This window comes from Sphingomonadaceae bacterium OTU29LAMAA1 (genome assembly GCA_024072375.1).
GTDB lineage: Bacteria > Pseudomonadota > Alphaproteobacteria > Sphingomonadales > Sphingomonadaceae > Sphingomonas.
The window spans coordinates 2,954,879-2,976,350 of record CP099617.1 but is presented as its reverse complement, the minus strand read 5'-3'; the positions used below and the strand labels follow the sequence as shown (position 1 = coordinate 2,976,350).

Genomic DNA, 21,472 nt, shown 5'->3' with positions numbered 1-21,472 from the left:
CTCGATAACAAAGCCGTACTCGAGATTCTCGCCACCTGAATACAGGTTTGCGTGCCAGATTTCTGTACAGAACGTCAGCGTTGACCAGATGCGGCATGTTTTTGCTATCCTAATCAAGCATCTCCCGCGCGGCAGAGCGGCTTTTTAACTTCTTGGATCTGTATTGTCGGATCCTGCATTAATTAATGTAAATCTTTGCGACCAATACTAGCACTAGGAGGTATGTACAGGGACAAATGCGGATTGCACAAAAGCCCTTTACATGGGTTAATATGTTCATTTTAGACATTAAAGTCTAACGTCGGGGCGATCAATTTACTTCCGAATCGATCCTATTATATTAAGGCCGTTGTTAACCATTGTTGTGTTTAGAAGCCACGCCCCGCGAGTTGGCGGGTACTAGGAGGTTTCTAATGAAGTTCGTTGCAATCGGAACAGCAGCGGTTGCCACACTGATGGCAACGTCCGCGTCTGCCCAATCTGTAAATCCGCTATTTACAGGGGTCCACATTGAAGCACGGGTAGGCTGGGACAATCCGAACATTCGCGCAACATTGTCCGATGGCGTCGATCGTATTAGCCGCAACGCGAGCAAGAGTGGAGCAGTCTACGGTGGAGAAATCGGCTACGATTATGCGCTGAATAATGTGTTGATTGGCGGATATGCGGGCATCGAGGACTCTTCTGCAAAGGAATGCGGCGAACTTTACGGTAATGACAGGCTCTGCCTACGTTCTGGTCGCAATCTCACGGCCGGTATCCGTCTGGGCGTACCAGTAGCCGAGCAGTTTGCTCTCTACGCCAAGGGTGGTTACTCCAACGGTCGTGCGTCCCTCGACTATCAAGACAATGACCTTATTCTTGCCGACGAGAACGAGGGCCGCAATTTTGACGGGTTCCACGTTGGCGGCGGCATCGAAGGCACGCTGACCGGTCGCGTTTACGGACGTCTAGAGTACGTCTACACTGGTTATGGCGACAAATCGGTTATCGCCGATGATATACGCGCGAGTATCGAGCCGAAGCGCCATCAGGTTGTCTATGGCATGGGGATCAGGTTCTAGGCTCTAAGCGTCAGGGGCGATCGAGCACAATTTGATCGCCCCGTCTTAGCCGATCTGCTGCCTGCAAAGAAGATCGATTACAGCCATACCGCCAGGGCCGAGCCCGGACACGCCCGCAGCACCCGTTTTCCGTCATCCCACTGCGACTTGTAGGCCGCTTGCCCGTGTTGAAGCTGCCAGCATGACAAATCGCCCTTGTCGCTGGACAAGATCGCCAAGGTACGCCCGTAATGATCCTCGCCAACCCGATTAATGCGGATCGGCTCCACCAGAGCGTCAGCTAGCGATTGCGTCGCCGCATAGGGATCGCCATCAACGCAATCTCGACCTTCGCGGCAGTGACCGGGCAATTCGGGTGTATCGATGCCTAGCAGCCGTATGCGCTCGCCATTGCATCGGATCGTGTCACCATCCGTGACCGTGCAGCCGCTAACCGTATCGTCGTAGCCAGGTTTGAGAAACGACAGGGTTGAAGGGGGCATTATACCCACGATACCGCCCGCCATCGCCGCGGCCCCAAGAATTGCCGCCCGTAGAGCTGCTCGCCGAAACTGCGCCCGCCGCCGCTTGGCGCGATAGTGCCTCCCCATGTGGATAGGAACGGCGCGGAAAGGCTTATTGAACGACACACCGCGATATTAGCGGCAGCCGGTAAACGGCGAGTAACTTGAAGTTGTGAACGGAATGTCTCGATACCCTCAGCCATGGTCGCAACGAACCGCACCCGAGTCTCGGTTTCAGAACATCGGCAAACTAGCCTTTAGATAACGGAACCGTTCTGGGTTATACACGAATCAGCAACTGTGACTTCATAAGCCGCGGCAATGTCCAACTCTCTTGTCGCAGCCAAGCCCACACACGCGATCGAAGATGATCAGCTTCACGGCGTGATCCTCATCAGCGTAACAGGCTTCTTCGACTTACCGACGTTACGGGATCATTTCGCCGAGAATGCCGCAGTTGTGAAGCAATGGCGTGCAACGGGCCGGCCAATCCGGGTTCTGATCAACGCCGTTGATCTGAAGCCGCACAGCCCGGAGGGTCAGGTCTGCGTACAGGAGGCAACCGCAATGATCTATCGTGCAGGAGACAAGGTCGCGATCCTGGTGTCCTCAAGCCTCGTCAAAATGCAGATGCGACGAGCGCTATCGCGTGACGAGATCCTAAACTTCTTCATCTGCAAAAGCGCTGCACTGACGTGGCTTGACGTTCAGCAAACGGCTCACCGGCACTGAGACGCATTCGGCCAACAATAAAGATTAGCTGGAGAACAGCCTTGCACACGATCACCACAAACGTTGCCCTCCGGTTTATCGAGGTAAAGCTCGAGGGCCTCTGCTCAATGGCTGAATTTCAGGCGTTCACGGTCGAGCTACGAGGCGAGATAGCACGGTTTCCTCATGGTCCCAAACCGCCCGCCACTCTCTACGACTTCACTGGAGCGACAATCCAGACGCAAGAGGTTGTCCTTGCGATGAAAGCCTTGGCCGAGCACCCGTCGATGATCCACAGGCGTGTCGCGATGTATACGGAAGGTGTGCTCGCCCGGCAGCAGGCAAAGCGCATCTGCGAACACCGCGACAACATGTTTGTTTTCCAAACGCGCAAAGACGCGATCGACTGGATCGCGCTGCCACTGTCAAGACCGGAAGACGCCGCGAATTAGACAGCCTCTCGCGCTATCTGTTCGAAAGTCCTAATTGACCCACAAGCAGACGCTCATCCACCGTTCACAGCCTCCTGAAACCGGCCGTTCATTAAGTGATCACGCGGTTCCTTTCCGCGCAGTCATTGTGGTCGGAATCAGGACTAAAGCCGCTATTTGTACTGCCAAACCGCTTGCGAGCAGCAACATGACAAAGATGTTCATTGCTCGCGCTGGTGCTCACGCCGATATAATCGAAAGAGACAAAAAGGTACATCGGATGGCGAACGGTCGGTGCGTGTTGGTCAGCGGTGCGGAAAGCGGGATCGGCGCGGCGTGCGGGATTGCGTTCGGAGCGCTCGGTGACAAAGTTGTGGTGCTGTTTCACGATGCTCATAATGACGGGAGCGACACCGTAGCCAAAGTGAAGGCGGCGGGCGGGGATGCGATCGCAGTCCAGTGCAACGTCGGCGACGAGGCATCGGTGGAGGCAGCGTTCGCGGCCGCCGAGAAGGCGTTTGGGCTCGTCACCGTGTTGGTCAACTCCGCCGGAATCAACATGGCGGGCGTGCCAGTGCGACAAATGACGATGCCGCAGTGGCAGCGTATGCTGGATACCGATCTTACCGGCGCGTTCCTTACCTCACGTCGATTTGTACGCGACCGGCCTGCGAACAGCCCTGGTACGATAATCCACATATCATCGATCCACGCCTATGCCGTGCGGGCTGGCGGCGCCGACTATTGCGCTGCAAAGGGCGGCCTGACCAACTTGATCGAAACGCTCGCGATCGAGGAGGCGCCCAACGGCATTCGCGTAAACGCAATCGAGCCTGGCATGATCCTGACACCCATGAACGAGCGCGCCAGCAGCGATCCAGCCTATCGAAGGACGCTGGAACAGAACATCCCGATGGATCGCGCGGGAAGGCCCGAAGAGGTAGGTGATCTCGCCGTGTTCCTGGCCTCGGACAAGGCGGCCTATATCACCGGGGCGCGGATCGTCATCGACGGTGGCTTGTCGTTGATGCAGGCACTCGGCGCATGATCGAGGGCAAGCCGTTGGTCCCCTCATCGAATGTGGGCGCCACGAGCCAGTCAGAGATCGCGCCCGGCGTGCCGATCGTGCGGTCGCGCCTGCCCGCCGACAGAATAACCGGGGATCGCAAGGTTCTGGTCTATCCTTCGTCGAATGCAGTCGACTTCAATGTGGAAGAGTTGCAGGAGATCCACCTTACGGGTCCAGCGCCACTGATGGCGCGCGACCTGATGAGTCCGTATGTCTGGTTGGAGCCGGACGGCCGCTACGGCATCATGGTAAGGGCGGTGACGCAGCCCGGCGAACCAATGACCGACACTGGCATCATCTGGGCTGGTTGGAGCGATGATGGCATTCGCTTCGCGATGCTCGACGAGCCTTCAATCCTGCCTGGCGGCGCCGGTGAAAAGGATTCGGGCGGTGTAGAAGATCCCACCGTCGTGAAGATAGAGGACGGCAGCTACGTCGTTTATTATACCGGCGTGGAAGCCGATATGGCGCATGGCGAAATGTTCTACGCGGCCGGTCCGAGCGTAGACAAACTGGTGAAGACCGGCGTTGCGCTAGCCTCCACAAAGTCGCTCGGCAACACCAAGGAAGCGACGGTCGATCGCGAAAAGGACGGGCGGTGGAGCTTGTTCTACGAATACGCCGCCGACGAGGCGAGCCGCATCGGCCTAGCGATCGGACCCAAGGTGGACGGTCCATGGGAAGAGCAACCAACTCCGTTCATGCCGCGGGAAGATGGCTGGGACAATTGGCACCTGTCCACAGGCCCGATGCTGCTCGACGATCCTGACATGCCGGTGATGTTCTACAACGGCGCAACGCATGATGCGCGTTGGCGGATCGGCTGGGTTGCGTTCGACCGCGAACTGACCCGCGTAGTGGACCGGTGTATTGAGCCACTGATCACCCCGCCTCCTGCGAGGGACCGAACGGCGAGCGACATTGCTTTCGCTGCCTCCGTCACCAGCCGTAATGGCGAAATCTGGCTATATTACTCCCTCGAGGATCGACGACTTTCTCGCGCTCGACTGAGGCGGAGCTGACAGTCACCACTGCGCTGGAAAAATGTCCCGTTCAGACACCTCGTACGATGATTGCGGCGACAAGGATCCATTTACAGACATTCGACACTTCTTTGCCGCGGCCCGCAATCAACCGTTCGTTCATCTGCTTACTCTTACTCAAACGGACACGCGCAAAAGTTCTTCGGTCATCGTAGTAAATACTGTCAACGCAAGAAATCGAGCCATCGCGCAGCAACATGATTGCAGCAAAAGCCGCACCTACCAAAATTAACCCCCTCGTTACCCCTCGCACCAGAATTATGATTGACACACGTGCCGACTACGGTAGCCGAATACCGTCCCAGCGGAGGTGAAGTCGGGTCCTACCCTATTAGTGTTCAATGTCGTTAAATATAACATGAATGAGCTCCCCAGACCCATATCTTTCTGGTATTCCGATTAGGTATCCTTGAACTTGATCGCATCCCCACCGCTGCAAATCGATCAACTGCGCCTCTGTCTCGACACCTTCCGCAACTATGGTGAGTCCCAGGCTTTTACCGAGGCCTATCGTAGCCTTGACTATCGACGATGACGAACCCTGCTTGTGCATAGTAGCGATAAAGCTGCGATCAATCTTGATCTTGTCAAACGTAAATTCTTTCAGATTACTAAGCGACGAGTGTCCGGTCCCGAAGTCATCCATCACGACTTTAGCACCCAACCCCTGCAGCCGCTTGAGCGTGGCGAGGACGTTTTCTCGTTGAAAACCTAATAAGGTCGCACTTTCGGTGACTTCCAGTTCGATCCTGTTCAAGGGTACGTTCCAGCGCGCGGCGGCACGACACATGTCTTCGTCCAGGCCCGACGAGCGGAACTGGATCGGCGAAAGGTTAATCGCCAACGACACATCTGGATTCCAGCTTGAGGCCGAGCGCAACGCCTGATCAATCACCCAGGAACCGATCGCGCCGATCAGCCCCGTCGACTCAGCGATTGGAATGAAGACTTCGGGTGATATCTCTCCGAGAACAGGATGTCGCCAGCGAAGTAGTGCCTCGTAGGCGACGATGTTCAACGATGCCGTATCGGCGATTGGTTGGAACATCAGATAAAGCGCATCCTCTGCAATGGCACTTTCCAGATCCCGGCCAAGCCGCACCCGCCGGCTTTCCTCCTCCTTGAGGTGCTTGTTGAAGATGCGTGCCGTGTTCTTTCCGTCGGCCTTGGCACGATACAGTGCCACATCGGCCAATTCGTGGAGTTCGTCGCCGTTCTGACCGGCTTCCGAGAGGGCCACACCGACACTCATGCGGATCGCAATGCCTTCGTCGGACTGCCCAGCAGCGTTCTTGAAGATGCGCGAGATGAGCGCCTCTGCCGCCGCTGGTTGAGACTGCGCCACCTGGATGATCGCGAATTCATCGCCCCCGATGCGCGCGACGAGATCCTCTCCGCGAACGGAAGAGGACAGGAGTTGCGCGGTGCGCTTGAGAACCCGGTCTCCTCCCGCATGCCCTAACCGATCATTGATGGACTTGAAGGAGTCGAGATCGACGGCGAAAACCGCAACGACATCGCCCGACCGTGCGCTGCGGAGCAGTTCGTGTGCTAAACGGTTCTCGAAGAGCAGCCTGTTCGCCAGTCCCGTGAGCATATCGTGGTTTGCGAGGAACTCGGCGCGACGCTCGGCGGTCCGGCGGCTTTCCACGGCGTTGCGATATTCGTCTAGCCCGCGCGCCAATGCGCCCAGTTCGTCCGCCCTTTCGAGACCAGGTACGTCGCCTCCTTTTTCCCCGACCTTAAACTCACGCAGTCGGGCGGCCAAAGTGGTGATCGGCGACACCAGTTCGCGCCGAAGCCAGATGGCCATGCCGAATATGATAGCCACGATCACCAGGCCGCCGAGCAGGACAGAGACGATATCCCGACGGCTTTCGCGCCGGTTAGTGTCAGCCGCCTTCCATATGGCAAACGTTAGGCCTTGGCGTGCTTCGCTGCGGCTAGCCTCCAGCGCCGTCAGCGTCGCAAGAAAACGTGGCATCGCTGACTTGATGTCGGACGGTTCCGTCTGGCTGATCACGATCAGGTGATTCGAGGCCGTGGCGAAATCGGCGGCAGCTTGCTGGGTCTCACGAAGCGGAGCCCAACCTGTTCCCGACCTGTTCGCGAGAAAGCGCGCGGTCAGTCCCGAACGTTGACGGAACTCTGCAAGCCGCCGATGCAGTATCGCCCAACGCCGATCAGCTACCGTTTTTCCGCGTTCGGCGTCTCGCGTGACGTGTCCGATATCCTGTCTGAGTTGGCGCTGCGTCTGATCCAGCTGATCTTCCAGGTGGAGCGCCTGACTCAGAAGTGCAATTCGCACGTCGGCGTCATGGATTTTATTGCCGACCGACAGCCCGATGCCCAGCAATGTCAGCGCCATCAAAATGACGGACGTGCAGGCAATGGACACCCGTGCCGATATTGATAGTCGCACAGGCTTCTCCTTGAGACCGGATTGACCCCAAACGGTTACCTTATGGTTATCAGCTGGTTGACTTGCTCAAGGAACGCCGGCGCGGCGCCGCCCGCCCGCTTCTTCCGCGTAATGTTTTGCCGTCAGCCCACATGCGGCCGTCCACAATAGAATGCGAGCCTATACGGCCGGTGTGGCAGGCGGCGGCTTAATCCTTAAGCGGAGACGAGCCGCGCCGACTGCTTCGACCCATAACCGGTCACTCGCAGCCAGTTTGTCGCTCCTCAACTTCAAACACTTGTTCATACGGTGGGCACGGTGCCGATGTTGGTCATGAACTCGCTGCCAGTGATGAAGCTAGCGCGTGCGGTTCGGTTGGGCGATGATGCAGCATGATCGTGCATCAACGCCAAGCTGATGCGAGTCTGAGGGGCGTCGTGCGGTCCTATGCCGAGCGACAGGCGCAGCTTGGCACGGATTCCGTGACATCACCCTTACCGGCGAGACCTGATCAATTCATCGAGTTCTATCTGCAGGACCGCTATCGGGTTTCGCACGATGATAGCGCGGCATCATTGGCGCCCGAGGTCGTAATCGTCGGCCCCCAAAGCTATCGGCGCACACGCCTCATCCTGTCCGGCAGCATCCATGTATTCACGATCCGATTTCAGCCTGCTGGATTCCATGCTCTGTTCGGCACGCCGATGACCAAGTTGGTCAATGAAGGCATCGCGATCAGCGACGTCATCGGCCCGGCCGCGACGAATCTGCGGGATGCAGTCATGTTGGCTTGCAACTTCGATGAGCGGGTCGGCGCCGCAGAGCGCTGGTTGAGGAGCAAACTCGATCCCTTATCCCCCGCCGACCCGGTGGCGTGTTCCGCCGCAGCGTTGCAACGTGCGGGGGGAAGGTTGAGCGTGCGCGTGCTGGCCCGGGGGGCCGGACTCAGTGACCGACAGTTCACACGCCGGTTCGAGCGGCAGGTCGGCCTCACCCCCAAACTGTTTGCGCGAACGGTACGCCTGAATGCGGTACTCGACGCGAAGGTCCGCTTGCCGTGTGCCACCTGGACGGATTTGGTCCACGACGCCGGTTATGCGGATCAGGCACACTTTGTACGCGATTGCCGTGCCCTCGCTGGAGGTCCTCCCGCCAGCTTCTTTGCAGAATGGGCGCGAGGGCGCTGACGCTTTTGTTCAATCGCGGCCGTCTCGCTGGCGCTAATCTGGTCCCAACTATGGAGGACACGACATGGACCGGCGGCAAACGATATTGGCACTACTTGCGGTAGGACCGTTGATGAGCAGTGAGACAGGGGCAGCGATGCTGAACACGACGGCTGACAAGGTGCAGCGGCTAGCGGAACGATACGCCGCTGCGTGGAACGCCTCCGACATGGACGCGATGGCCAAGCTGTACTCTGATGATGTGCACTGGGTGAACATCGTGGGCATGCACTGGCAGGGCAAGGCGCAGGTCGACCAGGCTCATCGTGCTTACTTCGACATCATGTTCAAGGGTGTCCCTCTGATGCTCGAAGCAGTCGAGTCCGCCGTCGCCCTGCCCGGAGGAGCCGTGGTCGCCGTGCTTCGATGGAAAGTTGGAGCATTCAAAACGCCCTTCGGCGAGCAGATGCCGCCAAGCCGCGATCGCATGTCACTCGTTCTGATCCCGCAGGCGGATGAACTCGTCATCGCGCATGGTTCTAACGTTCAGATCAACGAGCAAGCGCAACACTCTGACCCTGTTCGTCAAAAGTAGCGATAGCCGACGCAGGATCGGAAACGCAGAGGCCCTGCCGATAGATCAGCTCAGGGGCTCGGCCCGACCTCTTCTTCCACCGGCTTTGGCGGCCAAGACCCAGATGCGGACATTCGCGCGCCAACCCCGCTGCCAGATCCTGCCATTCGTTCACGTGCAGGTCCAGCGGCACAATCGGCGCGACTTGTGCGCAGCCCGGCGGGAGCTAGACTGACCACCGGCCAATGTCTGGAGGGCGAATGATGAGGTTGGTGGCGATTGTGATGGCGGCGGGAGCGTTGACGCTTTGTGGCTGCAACAAGCAGGCGGATTCGACCGGTTCAACGTCGAATGCACAAGGATCCGCGGCTGTGACGCCTGGCCTGCCTGCTGCTCCGACAGGAGCGTCCGCAGCGGCTCCTATTCCTACCGGTCCGGCACTCGGGCAGGCAATGGACTCGAAGGGTGAATTGCGAATGGATGTGCTGGAAGCTGTTCGGACCGGCGGCGTGCTGACAGTAAAGACTCGCTTCACCCTGACCGGAGGCAAGCCGGCCAGCCGACCGCTTCCAGGTTCCTCGACCAGCGATGTGTACCTGACGGCGGCCGACAAGAAGTTCATGATGCTTACCGACGATCGCGACAAGGCGCTGATGTCGAGCAACAACTACCCCAACTTCGACCAGGTGGGATCGTCACAGACCTGGTGGGGCAAGTTCCCGGCGCCCCCCGCCGAGGTCAAGGCGGTGAACTTCTACTTCTACGGTTTCGACCCGGTGGAAAATGTCGCGATTACCGACCGCTAAGGTGCCGTGCACATGGCTGCTGGCATCTGCCGCGCTGCTGACCGCTGCCTGGGCCGGCGCGCAAACCGGTCCCGTGGACGATGCCGCCGCCGACGCGACCGCGCAGGCGGCGCTGCCCAGAGCCGAGATCCGGACCATCACGTCGGAGGTGAGGACGATCCAAGGCCTGGGCAATGGGCTGGCCGGCTCGGCACGCAGCCTGTCCGGCAACGTCGTTCCCATTGCAACAGTGCAGCGGTCGCTGGAGGGCAAGGGGCTGACCACCCGCATGGTCAATGGCGCACTTGAGGTCAGCCTGCCGGGCGATGTGCTCTTCGACTTCGACAAGGCAACGATCCGCCCCAACGCGGTCGCTACACTCGAGAAGGTCAAGGCGGCGGCTGAGACGACGGCCCCTCGGCCTATCATCGTCGAAGGGCATTCGGACGCGCTTGGTACGCCGGCGCACAATCAGCCATTATCGGAAGGACGTGCCGCAGCCGTCGCGAGCTGGCTTGCGTCGGCTGGGGTCGAGCGCGCTCGACTTCAAAGCCGCGGCTATGGTGCGACGAGACCGATCGCGCCTAACACCACGCCGTCAGGTGCAGACGATCCGGCCGGCCGTCAACGGAATCGCCGAGTCACAGTCACTCTTTAGATCGACGAGCAGCACTTGGGCCGAAATGGATCGCCTGGATAGCGGCTCGTCCCTAGTCATGGGCGAAGTTCCGGACAGTCGGATTTCCCCGTGACCCGTGCAGCGGATCACGTTCGTGAACTGTGACATACGACGGGCGCTGCAACTTGTACGTTGGCGACGCCCACGATCCACGATAGCTTCAGCCCTGCGTAACATGCGGCAGACAGGATGCTCGAAGAACACGAGCGGATTTCCGACGCCGTTGTGTGGGGATCCACCGGGGGGAAGCCACGTCATCTAGATGGGGGATGTGAGATGCGGCGACCCGTTCTGCTATATGCCATTGGACTGACTGCCGCGTCACCGCTCCCCGCCGAGCAGAAGCCCGTCGTCCGATCTCAGAGCGACCTGGCACAGAGCCACGTTCTGCTGGACGGGTTACCCAGCAAGGCCATGTGGGATAAAACCTTTGTGACGGAAGTGATCCCGAAGCTTCGCGCCGAATCAGAGCGTATTCGCTCAGAGTACGACGTCCTTGACCCAGCGGTCGCGTTGCAGTTGCGTGCCGGTCTTGCTGCCATCGCAATCCTGCAAGGCCGGGCGCGGGATGCAACGGCTCTGGTAGCGGAAGCACGCGCGGCGGCCACCAAGCCGCAAGACCGTTCCCTCGCGCTGCTCCCGATCGATGTGGCTGCGGCATCCAGGCCGACCGACCGCACTGACTGCAAGGCTGGCGCAGCACACATCGCTGATCTTCTCCGCTCGAGTGACGCTGCGGTGACGCGGGACACCGTCCTTGGTAGGCTGTCGCAGTTTGAGACGACGAGCGCAGCCTTTCTGGTCGGCCTGGCTCGTTCACGCATTGATCAGGCCGCCGGCGACGGCCAAAGGATCACGGTTCTGCAAGGGTTGGACCTCGCAAATTGGCGTGTTCAAGCCACTATTCTGCCACCCTGCCGCACTGCCTACTCAGCCGCCATGCGAGCTTGGCTCGCGGAACCGCGCAACCGTCCAACCGACATCTGGACCCACCGCGAACCAGAGCCCAAGCTGCTTGCTGGAGCTAAACCCGTCGTGGTCGCAGTGTGGGACGGCGGGCTCGATCCATCGTTGTTTCCGGGGCAACTCGCCATTGACCCGGCAGAGCCAATGGATGGCCGCGACAACGACGGCAACGGAGTCGCGGACGACTGGAACGGCCCGACCTACGGCAATCACATGGAACCGGCTCCAGCTCCGCTGGCGCCCATTTCAAACGAACTGGCAAAGCAGCTCGCCTTCCAGATGGTGCTGCGCAAAGGTGAGATGGACCTGTCGACTGGTGATGACACGCCGGAGGCGGCGATCTACGGACAACGCGCACGTGAGGCGGACGAAGTTGCGCAAGAGCGCGACGCGCTGCTATGGGATGAGGTCGGCTATTTCAGCCACGGTACGGCAGTTGCCAGCGAGATTGCGGATGGAGCGCCGTTCGTTCGGCTCTACAACGTTTCCGTTCTGCCGTTCAGACGAGATCCCGGGCCGATCCCGCTCGACGAGAAGCAGATCGACCGGTGGATTGCCGCTATCGGGCACCTCGGCGGGCGCTTGCGGGGAGCTGGCGTGCGGGTGGTCAACATCAGTTGGGCGGTCACGGCCGACGAGATAGCATCGAGCTTACGCGACACCGAAGCAGCCGGCGAGTCCCAGGCATCGGCGCGCGCGAACGTCATGTTCGAACATGTCGAGGCGGCACTTCGGCGATTGATAAGGGATTGCCCCGATATCCTGTTTGTGGCGGGCGCCGGCAACAGCAACCAAAGCGACGACCTGCTTGCAGCAGTGCCGCAGTCTCTTCACGAACCTAACATGCTGGTCGTTGGCGCGGCGGGCATAAACGGCCGCCTGGCCAACTTCACGACTTTCGGGAAAGGCGTCGACATTTACGCCTGGGGCGTTGGCGTGCCCGTCCGTTTGCCGGGTGGCATGAAAGCCAAGGGCACAGGAACCTCAGAGGCCGCACCATTGGTCGCCCGCGCTGCGGCTTCGATGCTTGCGGTGCGACCAAGCCTGTCACCAACCGCCTTGGCAAAAGGCCTGTTAGCCACAGCTAGCCGGGGTGATGACGGAGTGAAATTGCTTGATACGGCTGCAGCGGTTCGCTGGGCCACATCGCACTGAGGCCCGGTCATTTGACGTGGCTTTGATGCTGCTCAGCAACGAACAGTCGTTCACGATTACTCGCCTCGACATGACGGCCGCCAGACCTGATACCTGCGGGGCAGTTTAAACCTGGAGCCTCAGCCATGTTTAAGATCGACCCGTCTCGTGCGATTGGCGCCTATGCCGCCGTCATGACCGCGATTGCCGGTTACGCCGTTCTCGGTGCCGCGACCGCCCCTCCAACGAGGTTCGACACCATCGATGTGCGGCGGATTAATGTCCGCGAGGACGATGGCACCCTTCGGATGATCATCGCCGGACGCGACAACATCGGCGGCATTATCATCGGCAAAAACGAGTATCCGCATCCGAACCGCACGGAGGCAGGCATAATCTTCTTCAATGACGAGGGGGCAGAGAATGGCGGTCTGGTGTTCAACGGCAAAATCGTGGCCGGAAAGCCGGTAAATGCCGGCAGCCTGACGTTCGATCGCTGGCACCAGGATCAGACCATACAGATGACGTCGGAGGAGGACGGTGCACGCCGCCACGCGGCCTTCATCGTCAATGACCGACCCGATGAGCCGATGCGTTTCGATCAAATCGGCAGGTTGGGAACCATGAAGGCCAGCCCCGCGAAAGACGCGGCGATTCGCCAAGCTAACATGGTCGGCACGCAGCGGGTCTACCTCGGGAGCGCAGCTGATCGCAGCGCCGAGTTATCGCTTCGCGATGCCAACGGGCGGAAGCGCCTTGTGCTTCGTGTTGAGCCCGCCGGTGCCGCTTCGGTTACCTTCCTTGACGAAAAAGGCCGCGCGGTTAGCCGTGTAGCTCCAGGCAGCTGACGCCAAGACCCAGTTCCGGACCTTCACACCCCTCAACTCGCTTCCCGCAATCGGACATTTGTTCATGCACGGGCGATACGAGAGGTCGAGGAATGGTGCGCTGCTGAAACCTCAGCTATCACAAAGTGATGACGGTCGGATCAACCTATCCCCTCCGCGGCCATGGCCGCCTGGACGGCGGGCCGCGCCTTCATGCGCTCCCGCAAGCCGAGTAGTGGCAATGGCAGATCTAGCGCAAACCGATCCGCCCAGAGCAGCATGACGAACAGGTAGAAGTCGGCGACGCTCGGCGTGGCCCCGAACAGATAGTCGCCCTGCAAGCCATCGGAAAGAGGTTGCATCAGGCGGAGCACCGTATCGCCTGCCCTCGCTTTGTCGGCAGCGCTACCGGCGTGCCACATCGGCTTGTACGCCCGGTGGATTTCGGTCGTGATATATGTCAGCGCCTCGATGACCCGCGTCCGCCCCATCGCGCCGCCGATCTGCAACGCAGGCGTCTCGCCAGCGATCCAGTCGAGAACCGCTAGATTCTCGGTGATCATCGTGCCGTCGTCGAGAATGAGCGCCGGCACGTATTTCTTCGGATTGATCCGTGCGAAGTCTTCGCCGCCAGCCGTGCGGAACGTGCGCAAATCGACGCGTTCGGCTTCAAACGCCATTCCCGCCTCTCGAAGCGCGATGTGGTCGGCCAGGCTGCAAGCGAGCGGGCTATAATAGAGCTTCATCGAACAGATTCCTTGTGAGACATGGCATGGACGGTGATCGCGATTGCCAACACAGCAGGCAGCGTCACGGCAGGAAAATCGCGAAGCAGCGCGGACGGACCACAGATCCCGACTGCCACTTCCCAGACGTGGAAGAGCGCATGCCCCGAGAGCCAGATCGCGGCCGCCCCCCAGGAAACCGAACGATGGATCGGACGTGCTGCACCCAACAGGAACGCCGTGCCGACGCCGAGGAAGATCAACCCGATGTCGCGTACGAAATGCTGGTTGAATGGTCCGGTCGTGGTGACGCCGGGAACCGCGAAATACCAGCTCACGGGCGACGCGAGCATGAAGACGCCGTTTGCGACCGCGCCCACTCCCAGCAGAATTGCGATGCCCAGGACGACGCGGCTCACCGGCCTGCGAACCATGTGTCGTAGTCAGTCGCGCCGATATGCGCTCCGGCCGCGGGCATGAGCGAGATGTCGTCGATCTTCGCGCCAAAATAGAGCGCGTCTGCCTCCCCCACTACGCCGCGCGCGTCACCGGTCGCCTCGAGATAGCGACGCACTAGCGCGTCCATCCGGAACGCCGTCGGGCCCGCCACCTCGATCGTCCCGTTCGCAGGCGGCGCGACGACGATCGCGGCGAGCGCGTCCGCAACGTCATTGGCCGCAATCGGCTGGAACAAGGCGGTCGATAGGTGGATCGCTTCGCCCGCTGCGGCCGAATGCGCGATGCCGCCTAGGAATTCGAAGAACTGCGTCGAATGCAGGATCGTATAGGGCATGCCCGACGCGCGGATCAGCGTCTCTTGCGCGACCTTCGCGCGCATATAGCCGCTGTCGGCAATGCGCTCGGTCCCGACGACCGACAGCGCGACATGGTGCCGGACGCCCGCGCCTGCTTCGGCAGCAAGGAGGTTGCGGCTTGAGGTTTCGAAAAACGCGAGCACCGCGGCATCCTCGAACGATGGCGAGTTCGCGACATCGACGACCACTTCCGCCCCCGCCAGCGCCTCGGCGAGGCCCTCCCCCGTCAGCGTGTTCACGCCGCTGTTCGGCGACGCGGCGACGGCCTGGTGTCCCGCTGTCTCCAAACGCGAAACGAGCTTCGAACCGATGAGGCCAGAGCCCCCGATAACGACGATCTTCATGTCCCGATACCTTCTGCAAAGCGGCCCGCCGGATCGGCATGGGCTCACTGTAGGACGGGAGGTAGCAGGGCCTTGGCCCAGGCTCGTAGAGCCAAGAACCGCGAAAGCGACTAGGCCAAGATCATCATTCTCGGTCGGCCAGCAGTCGTCGTAAGGCGGCGACCGCCTCGTCCACCCTGTTCGGGCGAAGGTTCGTTGCGCTCAGCAACAACCCCGGCATACGGCGCTCGAGATCCTGATACCAAGGCGACAACGGCGACGGCGCGATCCCGAGTTCGGGCGCGCGCCGCGCCAGCGCCATATCGTCGATCCCCTGTGGCAATCTCAGGAGTGCGATCGGGCCGGCGACGGTCTCGAGCGAATAATCCGCCTCGAGCGCACGGTGCAGCGCGGCAAGCCGTTCGGCATAGAGCCGCTTCATATTGCGCAGGTGACGCAGGTAATGACCCTCGGCGAGCAGCTGAGCGATCGCAAGCTGCGACGGCGCGAAGAAGCTTGGCCCCAAGGTTGCCGCCGCTTGCCCGAAGCGCGTGGCGAGCGCCATCGGCGCGACGACGAAGCCGATCCCGACCCCGGGCTTTAACGTCTTGCTGAAGCTGCCCACATGGATCACGCGCCCCGCGGTATCGCCGCTTGCCAGCGCCGGCGCGGCACGCGCGCCAAGTTGGAGCTCCCCCAGATAGTCATCCTCGATGATCCAACCGTCGGCCGCCTCGGCCCAGTCCAGCAACGTCCGTCGCCGGGCATGGCTCATGGTCGCGCCCAGCGGGGAATGCTGCCCTGGCGTGACGATCGCGACTCTGGCGTCGGGCGCGAGCGCTATTCCTGCAGCAACGTCGATTCCCTCGCCGTCAACGGGCACGGCGACCGGGCCGACGCGCGCCATCTCCAGTCCCATGCGGGTTATGGGGTAGCCCGGCTCCTCCATCCAAGCGTGCTGCCCCGATGCGCCCAGCACCTGCAACGCCAGCGCGAGCCCACCGCGATAGCATACAGTGACGATGACTTGGTCGGGCACGCAACGGAGACCTCGCGCGATCGCTAAGTAGGCGGCAATCTGCTCTCGCAGTGCGGGGTGCCCGCGCGGATCGGGATAGGTCGTCGGCGTCATCGCATCATCGCGGACCGCGCGTCCGAGCAGGTTGGCCCAGAGCTTTGTCGGAAACGCATCCTGCGCCGGCACGCCGGTCTGAAAGGGCAACGCCGTTAGCGAAAAGCCGCGCAGCATCGTCGAGAGCGGCCGGACGATCGGCTCGCTCGGCGCGGAAGCATGGCGGGGAGGCTTGGCGATCACGCGGGTGCCGGCCGAACCGGCGGTGCTCAGCAGCAATTCAGACACTAGCGCATCGTAAGCAGCCTGCACGGTTCCTCGAGCTACACCCAGCTGGCTTGCCAGATCGCGGACTGATGGCAGGCGCGCGCCAACCTCCAGCCGCCCGTCGTCGATCGCCGTTCGGATGTTGTCGCACACTTGATGAGAGAGCGACATTGTCGCCCTACGGTCCGGCTTGATGATGAAGTGCGCATGGGAAGCCATGCTCTTACGGTACAGTGTTAGTGTCCCATAACGAATGCGTTCCGATGCCTCTGGCGACGAGTGCAAAATCTCGGTGCCAAGACCATTGCCTAACGGAGGGAGCGAGACCCACAAGTGGCCATTCGAGCGGCCTTCCCCGCCTCTCACTTTTGGACATTCGTTAATCTGCTTGAACGGCAGTTCCGCGGCGACTGAGTTAGCCGGTTACCTTCTCGGATGAGCCTATAGCAATCACCGCCGGTAGACGTCGGGTACAGCAGGCGGCATTCCTCTGAGAAAGTCGCAACGAAAGAGGATGAGGCCGAGTGCAGATTACCAGGCGAACCGTCATCGGCGCGGCAACCGCGCTGACCGGCACAGCGATAGCGGATCCATCCTACGCGCGAGACAACGCGCGATGGCATGCTCTCGCGCAGGATGTGAAAGCGCAGATGGCATGGTCCTGGGATTGTTACCGTGATCGTGCCTGGGGCAAGGACGAAATCAAGCCGGTAAGCGGCACCTTCTCGAGCTTTCCGCTCAAAATGCATCATCTCGGGCTCAGCCTCATCGAGGCGCTCGATACGCTGTGGGTGATGGGTCTCGACTCCCGGTTCGATGACGGCGTCGCGTGGATCAAAACCCACTTCGACGCGGACGTCGATGGCGAGGTCTCGGTGTTCGAGACGTCGATCCGTCTCGTCGGCGGGCTGCTCTCCGCCCACCTCGCGAGTGGTGAGGCGGTGTTGCTCGCCAAAGCGCGCGATCTGGCGGATCGGCTACTGCCGGCCTTCGCGACGCCGACCGGCATGCCCTACCGCTTCATCAACCTCAGAACCGGCGTACCGCGCGACGCGGTCACCAGCCCTGCCGATATTGCCACCTATCTGCCAGAATGGGGCACGCTCAGCCAGCTGACCGGTGATCCTCGTTATGCGGCAGCCGCACGCAAGGCGATGATCGCGGTCTTCGAGCGGCGCTCTCCCCTCGGTTTGGTGGCAACCAAGATCGACGTGCTGAGCGGCGCCTGGCGTTCGCGTACCGCGACGATCGGCTCCTATTGCGACAGCTTCTTCGAGTATCTGTGGGATAGCTGGCAGCTGTTCGGCGATGCCGATTGCAAGTGCATGTACGATGTTTGCACTGCCGCCATCCTCAAGCATCAGCAGGTCTGGAAGGATCATCAGCTGTGGTTCGCCGACGTCGACTTCGAAACCGGCGCCGTGATCTCGACCGAGCAGGATGAGCTCGCCTCCTTCTATGGCGGCCTGCTCGGCCAAGGTGGCGCGCTCAAACAGGGTGCCGCCTATACCGAGAGCTGGGCCAACGTGCAGGCGCGCTATGGCGTCCTGCCAGAAGGCTATGACTATGCGACATCACGCCCGACCCAGGTCACCAACGCACTGCGCCCCGAACTTGCCGACGCGGCCTTCACACTCTGGCTGATCGATCGAAACTCACACTGGCGCGAGATTGGTCGCCTCCACTATGAGGCGATGAAGCGGTGGAACAAGGCTCCCTTTGGCTACACGGACCTTGCCGACGTGACAGCAACGCCCAAGCGTCAGGCCGATCACTGCCCAGGCTATTGGTGGTCCGAGCAGATGAAATATTACTACCTACTGTTCGCCGATACGCCGCGCTTTGACTATTCCGACAACTACCTGTCGACCGAGGGCAACATTCTCAAGGGCCTGCGTCGCAACCAAGCGTAGGATAGAAGCTACACCGATCCCTTCTCATCTGAGTAGCTCGTCCACCGAAGGATCACCTTGCCGGCAGATTTCCCTTTTGTTCTGCCTGCGGCTGACTCATAGAATCAGCATGCCGATCCGCCCCGAGAACCGCTGGCTCTATCCGATAGACTGGCAGCAGCTGTCGGCGACCGTCCGCTTCCGCCGCGCCGGTGCACGCTGCGAACAATGCGGGCGGCCGCATCTGCGCCACGTCGCCCATCTCGGCGATGGGCGCTGGTGGGATGGCGAGGCACGCTGCTGGCGGAGCGACCGCGGCCGGCGCATCGCGATCAAAACCGGGGTCGCGCTCGGCGCGGTGCGGATCACCAAGGTGGTACTCGCCTGCGCGCATCTCGACCATGATCCGGGCAATAGCGCGCCCGACAATCTCAAGGCGTTATGCCAGCGCTGCCATATCCTTCACGATGCCGCCGAGCACCGCTGGCAGCGCTGGTGGAACCGCTTCCGACTGCGCGCCTGCCGCGACCTCTATGAGGATCCTCGCCTCACCCGGCAGCGGCTAAGCCGATAAAAACCAATTTCCTGAAATCAGAAGCTCGCCGACGACCCACACCCGGACATTCGCGCGCCCTTTCCGGCTTCCCAACTTCAGACACTCGTTCATGTCCGCGCCCAAAGTGAAGTTAGGACGGCGAGCCCCTCCCTCTGACTGCCAGGCTTTCTCGAAGGGATCGAATTATGGGAAAGTCCGTAGCCGAAAATTGAGGATCAGGTGTCGGACAAACTCGCGGCTGCGACGCGCCCAACTGTTGCAAGCACGGCAACGGCATCCCGGTCCATTGGTTCGGCAAGTCGCGCCGGTTCAAAATAAGCCGTGACGATCAGGGGGCTCCGCCCGGCCGGTCCACCAAAGGCGAGATCGACGTAGATGTGCTTCGTCTTACCAATCCCAGTTCCCGTTTTATCTCCGGAGATCCAGTTGGTAGGGAAGCCCGAACGGATCCGGTCCTGTCCTGTTTTGACTTCTGCCATCCATGCCCGGAGCATCGCGCGGCTTTCTGCGGTGAGGATGGTGCCATAGACTAGCGCAGCCGACGTTGCGGCCATGGCGGCGGGTGTAGTGGTATCGAGATCGGTCCCCGGCGGGGTGACGTTAAGTTCGGGCTCGTATCGGTCAAGCCGGCTACTCTTGTCGCCGATCGATCGCCAGAACGCTGTGAGTTGCGATGGACCGCCGAACCGACGCATCAGGACATTAGCTGCCGTATTGTCGCTAGTGACGAGTGCCGCCCGAGCTAACTCCTGGACGGAAAGACCTTTCCCCAGGTTCACACTGGTCACCGGACTGACGGGGAGCATATCCTCTTTCGTCCAGCGAAGAGTTTCCCTCAGATCGATTTGGCCTGCGTCGGCCTTAGCGAGCAGCATGGCAGCTAAGGACATCTTGAACGAACTGGCATGGGTGAAACGCTCGTTTTCTCGCCAGCCAAACGCTGTTCCCCGCACAGGATCGAAAACATACGCCCCGAGACGACCATCCGCGTTCTCCTCAAGCGCACGAAGTTCGCCGATGCTGGTGGTTTCCGGTAGTATCGTTCGCGCATGTGATAGGCAGCCGGGAAGCAGCAGGGCAGCCCCACCGATCAGCGTAGTACGCCGATCGAACGTCAGCGATGTGTAGGAGGGAGCTTTCATAAAAGCGGCATATCATCGTTAAGATCACGAAGGCTATATTACCGCAAACGAACGGTGATCAGGAGGGTCGGCGCTTTCTCAAAGGGATCGGGAAAAGAGAAAACGCCAGCGTTCTCGCAACCTGCCCAGTCTCGTATTTCGAGAACCATAACGCCTTCGCCTGTCCACCTCGATCACCCATTGACGTTGTCGGTGGGGCGGGGCTGATGGTCATGTGAGCATCGGTCCTATGTCCCTCATCCTCGGTCTGTTCGAGGCACAGATGCTGGTACTGGCGGCTGCCATCATCGGGCCGGGCGGGATGGCGCGACGCTCTCTCGGAGCGTTGCTGATCGTTCTGTGCGGCGTGCTGACGCCGTTCACTATCGGCTATGCAGGTTTCTACGATCGATGGCCGTGGCTTTCGTTCGCGCCGTTCGCCGTTCCTCTGGCAATGGGGCCATTGCTCTACGCGCATCTGAACGCCCTGATCTTCAATCGCCCGATACCCCGTTGGCACGCCGCGTTGCCGGTGGCCCAGTTCGCTTATCAGGCTGTCGCTTTCTGCCTGCCGCTCGATCTGCGCGGCGCGTTCGACCAGCAGGTGCAACGCCCTTGGCTTGACCCAATCCTTGCGGCGCTGCTGGTAGCGTCGATGGTCGGATATGCCGTTGCAGCCCTGCGTGCGCTGCGCCGGCATCGAGGCTGGCTCATGGCACGCCGATCCGACCTCGCCGCGGCGAGGCGCGTGCGGGCCGTGCTGATCGCCTATGCAGCAATAGCGACGGTGCGGACGGGATACCTGATCGCTGATGCGTTGATCGCGCCGCTCTCTTACTTCGATATGTTCGGTTTCTACGTCGTGCTGGCTGTCGTCGGCAATTATCTGGCGATTGAGGGCTGGCGGCAGGCCGACGCCCGACCGCAGCCGATCGTGGAGCCAATCGAGCGCGACTGGCGGCCGATCGCGGCCGGATGGATGGACCGGATCGAAGCGCATGGATGGTGGCGCGATCCGGACCTCGATCTTGCCGAGCTGGCCCGCAGGCTGGGGACCAACACCGCCTATCTGTCCCGCGGCCTCAACGAGGGGCTGGGGCTAGGGTTCGCCGAAGCGATCAACGGGCTGCGCGTCGAGCATGTTGCCGTCCGCCTGCGGGACGGCACCGATGGCGATATCCTGACGCTCGCGATCGATGCCGGCTTCGGATCGAAGGCGACCTTCAACCGCGTTTTCAAGGAGCGGTTCGGCGTCACGCCTTCGACCTATCGTCGCGTCTCAACCGTCAAAAATGACGCGGAACGCCCGGATTTGCAGCGCAACACCTGACCGGCATCGGCATCGGCT

The 21,472-nt window shown here is 60.8% G+C and carries 21 protein-coding genes; 14 read left to right on the top strand and 7 right to left on the bottom strand.

Annotated elements, in window-relative coordinates:
* Positions 1–413 precede the first annotated feature (413 nt).
* Entirely contained in the window at positions 414–1,064 is a 651-nt protein-coding gene (locus tag NF699_14500) for a porin family protein (protein USU04245.1), read from the top strand.
* A gap of 77 nt (positions 1,065–1,141) precedes the next feature.
* Here the strand turns inward: NF699_14500 and NF699_14495 are convergent, their stop codons facing one another.
* The gene (locus NF699_14495; GenBank protein USU04244.1) at positions 1,142–1,570 is read right to left on the bottom strand and encodes a thermonuclease family protein; all 429 of its coding nucleotides are present in this window, start codon (positions 1,568–1,570) and stop codon (positions 1,142–1,144) included.
* Between the two features lie 318 nt (positions 1,571–1,888).
* On the opposite strand from NF699_14495, the gene NF699_14490 reads away from it, so the two are divergent.
* The 4 genes from NF699_14490 (at position 1,889) to NF699_14475 (ending at position 4,800) form a co-directional block, all read left to right on the top strand.
* Positions 1,889–2,299 carry a hypothetical protein gene (locus NF699_14490; GenBank protein USU04243.1) on the top strand — a complete coding sequence of 137 codons (411 nt, stop codon included), beginning with the start codon at positions 1,889–1,891 and terminating at the stop codon, positions 2,297–2,299.
* Between the two features lie 41 nt (positions 2,300–2,340).
* A complete protein-coding gene (locus tag NF699_14485) occupies positions 2,341–2,730 on the top strand; it encodes a hypothetical protein (GenBank protein USU04242.1) in 390 nt (129 codons plus the stop codon).
* A 259-nt stretch (positions 2,731–2,989) separates the two neighbouring features.
* Positions 2,990–3,757 (top strand): SDR family oxidoreductase, encoded by a 768-nt coding sequence (locus tag NF699_14480; protein ID USU07107.1) that lies wholly within the window; start codon positions 2,990–2,992, stop codon positions 3,755–3,757.
* Positions 3,754–4,800: a glycosidase gene (locus NF699_14475; GenBank protein ID USU04241.1), complete on the top strand. Its 1,047-nt coding sequence runs from the start codon at positions 3,754–3,756 to the stop codon at positions 4,798–4,800. Before NF699_14480 ends, NF699_14475 begins: the two co-directional genes overlap by 4 nt.
* Positions 4,801–5,152: 352 nt before the next feature.
* Here NF699_14475 and NF699_14470 read toward each other — a convergent pair whose 3' ends face one another.
* Entirely contained in the window at positions 5,153–7,189 is a 2,037-nt protein-coding gene (locus NF699_14470; GenBank protein USU04240.1) for an EAL domain-containing protein, read from the bottom strand.
* Positions 7,190–7,614: 425 nt separating this feature from the next.
* Between NF699_14470 and NF699_14465 the strand changes: the two genes are divergently transcribed.
* The 6 genes from NF699_14465 (at position 7,615) to NF699_14440 (ending at position 13,374) form a co-directional block, all read left to right on the top strand.
* Entirely contained in the window at positions 7,615–8,409 is a 795-nt protein-coding gene (locus NF699_14465) for a helix-turn-helix domain-containing protein (protein USU04239.1), read from the top strand.
* A gap of 112 nt (positions 8,410–8,521) precedes the next feature.
* On the top strand, positions 8,522–8,983 hold the full coding sequence (locus tag NF699_14460; GenBank protein ID USU04238.1) for an SgcJ/EcaC family oxidoreductase: 462 nt from the start codon (positions 8,522–8,524) through the stop codon (positions 8,981–8,983).
* 251 nt (positions 8,984–9,234) lie between these two features.
* Positions 9,235–9,768, top strand: coding sequence for a hypothetical protein (locus tag NF699_14455; GenBank protein ID USU04237.1), 534 nt, complete (start codon positions 9,235–9,237; stop codon positions 9,766–9,768).
* Position 9,769: 1 nt separating this feature from the next.
* Positions 9,770–10,405, top strand: coding sequence for an OmpA family protein (locus NF699_14450; GenBank protein ID USU04236.1), 636 nt, complete (start codon positions 9,770–9,772; stop codon positions 10,403–10,405).
* A gap of 435 nt (positions 10,406–10,840) precedes the next feature.
* On the top strand, positions 10,841–12,547 hold the full coding sequence (locus NF699_14445) for a S8 family serine peptidase (protein ID USU04235.1): 1,707 nt from the start codon (positions 10,841–10,843) through the stop codon (positions 12,545–12,547).
* A gap of 125 nt (positions 12,548–12,672) precedes the next feature.
* Positions 12,673–13,374, top strand: a complete 702-nt coding sequence (locus NF699_14440; protein USU04234.1) for a hypothetical protein — start codon at positions 12,673–12,675, stop codon at positions 13,372–13,374.
* Between the two features lie 140 nt (positions 13,375–13,514).
* On the opposite strand, the gene NF699_14435 is transcribed toward NF699_14440, so the two are convergent.
* The 4 genes from NF699_14435 to NF699_14420 form a co-directional block, all read right to left on the bottom strand.
* A complete protein-coding gene (locus NF699_14435) occupies positions 13,515–14,099 on the bottom strand; it encodes a glutathione S-transferase C-terminal domain-containing protein (protein ID USU04233.1) in 585 nt (194 codons plus the stop codon).
* Positions 14,096–14,497 carry a hypothetical protein gene (locus NF699_14430; GenBank protein ID USU04232.1) on the bottom strand — a complete coding sequence of 134 codons (402 nt, stop codon included), beginning with the start codon at positions 14,495–14,497 and terminating at the stop codon, positions 14,096–14,098. The genes NF699_14435 and NF699_14430 overlap by 4 nt, the downstream gene beginning before the upstream one ends.
* Positions 14,494–15,237 carry an SDR family oxidoreductase gene (locus tag NF699_14425; protein ID USU04231.1) on the bottom strand — a complete coding sequence of 248 codons (744 nt, stop codon included), beginning with the start codon at positions 15,235–15,237 and terminating at the stop codon, positions 14,494–14,496. The genes NF699_14430 and NF699_14425 overlap by 4 nt, the downstream gene beginning before the upstream one ends.
* 124 nt (positions 15,238–15,361) lie before the next feature.
* On the bottom strand, positions 15,362–16,774 hold the full coding sequence (locus NF699_14420) for a PLP-dependent aminotransferase family protein (protein USU04230.1): 1,413 nt from the start codon (positions 16,772–16,774) through the stop codon (positions 15,362–15,364).
* A 431-nt stretch (positions 16,775–17,205) separates the two neighbouring features.
* Here NF699_14420 and NF699_14415 point away from each other — a divergent pair, with 431 nt between their 5' ends.
* Both NF699_14415 and NF699_14410 read left to right on the top strand, forming a co-directional pair.
* On the top strand, positions 17,206–18,468 hold the full coding sequence (locus tag NF699_14415) for a glycoside hydrolase family 47 protein (protein ID USU04229.1): 1,263 nt from the start codon (positions 17,206–17,208) through the stop codon (positions 18,466–18,468).
* Positions 18,469–18,577: 109 nt separating this feature from the next.
* Entirely contained in the window at positions 18,578–19,021 is a 444-nt protein-coding gene (locus tag NF699_14410; GenBank protein USU04228.1) for a hypothetical protein, read from the top strand.
* Positions 19,022–19,218: 197 nt separating this feature from the next.
* Here NF699_14410 and bla read toward each other — a convergent pair whose 3' ends face one another.
* Positions 19,219–20,145, bottom strand: coding sequence for a class A beta-lactamase (gene bla / locus NF699_14405; protein USU04227.1), 927 nt, complete (start codon positions 20,143–20,145; stop codon positions 19,219–19,221).
* Positions 20,146–20,374: 229 nt separating this feature from the next.
* Here bla and NF699_14400 point away from each other — a divergent pair, with 229 nt between their 5' ends.
* Positions 20,375–21,454 carry a helix-turn-helix domain-containing protein gene (locus NF699_14400; protein USU04226.1) on the top strand — a complete coding sequence of 360 codons (1,080 nt, stop codon included), beginning with the start codon at positions 20,375–20,377 and terminating at the stop codon, positions 21,452–21,454.
* The last annotated feature ends 18 nt before the right edge of the window (positions 21,455–21,472 follow it).

Excerpts from the sequence above, each read along its gene's own strand:
- NF699_14500 (USU04245.1), top strand. The coding sequence starts at position 414 with ATGAAGTTCGTTGCAATCGGAACAGCAGCGGTTGCCACACTGATGGCA.
- NF699_14495 (USU04244.1), bottom strand. The coding sequence starts at position 1,570 with ATGGCGGGCGGTATCGTGGGTATAATGCCCCCTTCAACCCTGTCGTTT.
- NF699_14490 (USU04243.1), top strand. The coding sequence starts at position 1,889 with ATGTCCAACTCTCTTGTCGCAGCCAAGCCCACACACGCGATCGAAGAT.
- NF699_14480 (USU07107.1), top strand. The coding sequence starts at position 2,990 with ATGGCGAACGGTCGGTGCGTGTTGGTCAGCGGTGCGGAAAGCGGGATC.
- NF699_14475 (USU04241.1), top strand. The coding sequence starts at position 3,754 with ATGATCGAGGGCAAGCCGTTGGTCCCCTCATCGAATGTGGGCGCCACG.
- NF699_14470 (USU04240.1), bottom strand. The coding sequence starts at position 7,189 with ATGGCGCTGACATTGCTGGGCATCGGGCTGTCGGTCGGCAATAAAATC.
- NF699_14465 (USU04239.1), top strand. The coding sequence starts at position 7,615 with ATGATCGTGCATCAACGCCAAGCTGATGCGAGTCTGAGGGGCGTCGTG.
- NF699_14460 (USU04238.1), top strand. The coding sequence starts at position 8,522 with ATGAGCAGTGAGACAGGGGCAGCGATGCTGAACACGACGGCTGACAAG.
- NF699_14445 (USU04235.1), top strand. The coding sequence starts at position 10,841 with ATGTGGGATAAAACCTTTGTGACGGAAGTGATCCCGAAGCTTCGCGCC.
- NF699_14440 (USU04234.1), top strand. The coding sequence starts at position 12,673 with ATGTTTAAGATCGACCCGTCTCGTGCGATTGGCGCCTATGCCGCCGTC.
- NF699_14435 (USU04233.1), bottom strand. The coding sequence starts at position 14,099 with ATGAAGCTCTATTATAGCCCGCTCGCTTGCAGCCTGGCCGACCACATC.
- NF699_14425 (USU04231.1), bottom strand. The coding sequence starts at position 15,237 with ATGAAGATCGTCGTTATCGGGGGCTCTGGCCTCATCGGTTCGAAGCTC.
- NF699_14420 (USU04230.1), bottom strand. The coding sequence starts at position 16,774 with ATGGCTTCCCATGCGCACTTCATCATCAAGCCGGACCGTAGGGCGACA.
- NF699_14415 (USU04229.1), top strand. The coding sequence starts at position 17,206 with ATGGCATGGTCCTGGGATTGTTACCGTGATCGTGCCTGGGGCAAGGAC.
- NF699_14410 (USU04228.1), top strand. The coding sequence starts at position 18,578 with ATGCCGATCCGCCCCGAGAACCGCTGGCTCTATCCGATAGACTGGCAG.
- bla (USU04227.1), bottom strand. The coding sequence starts at position 20,145 with ATGAAAGCTCCCTCCTACACATCGCTGACGTTCGATCGGCGTACTACG.
- NF699_14400 (USU04226.1), top strand. The coding sequence starts at position 20,375 with ATGTCCCTCATCCTCGGTCTGTTCGAGGCACAGATGCTGGTACTGGCG.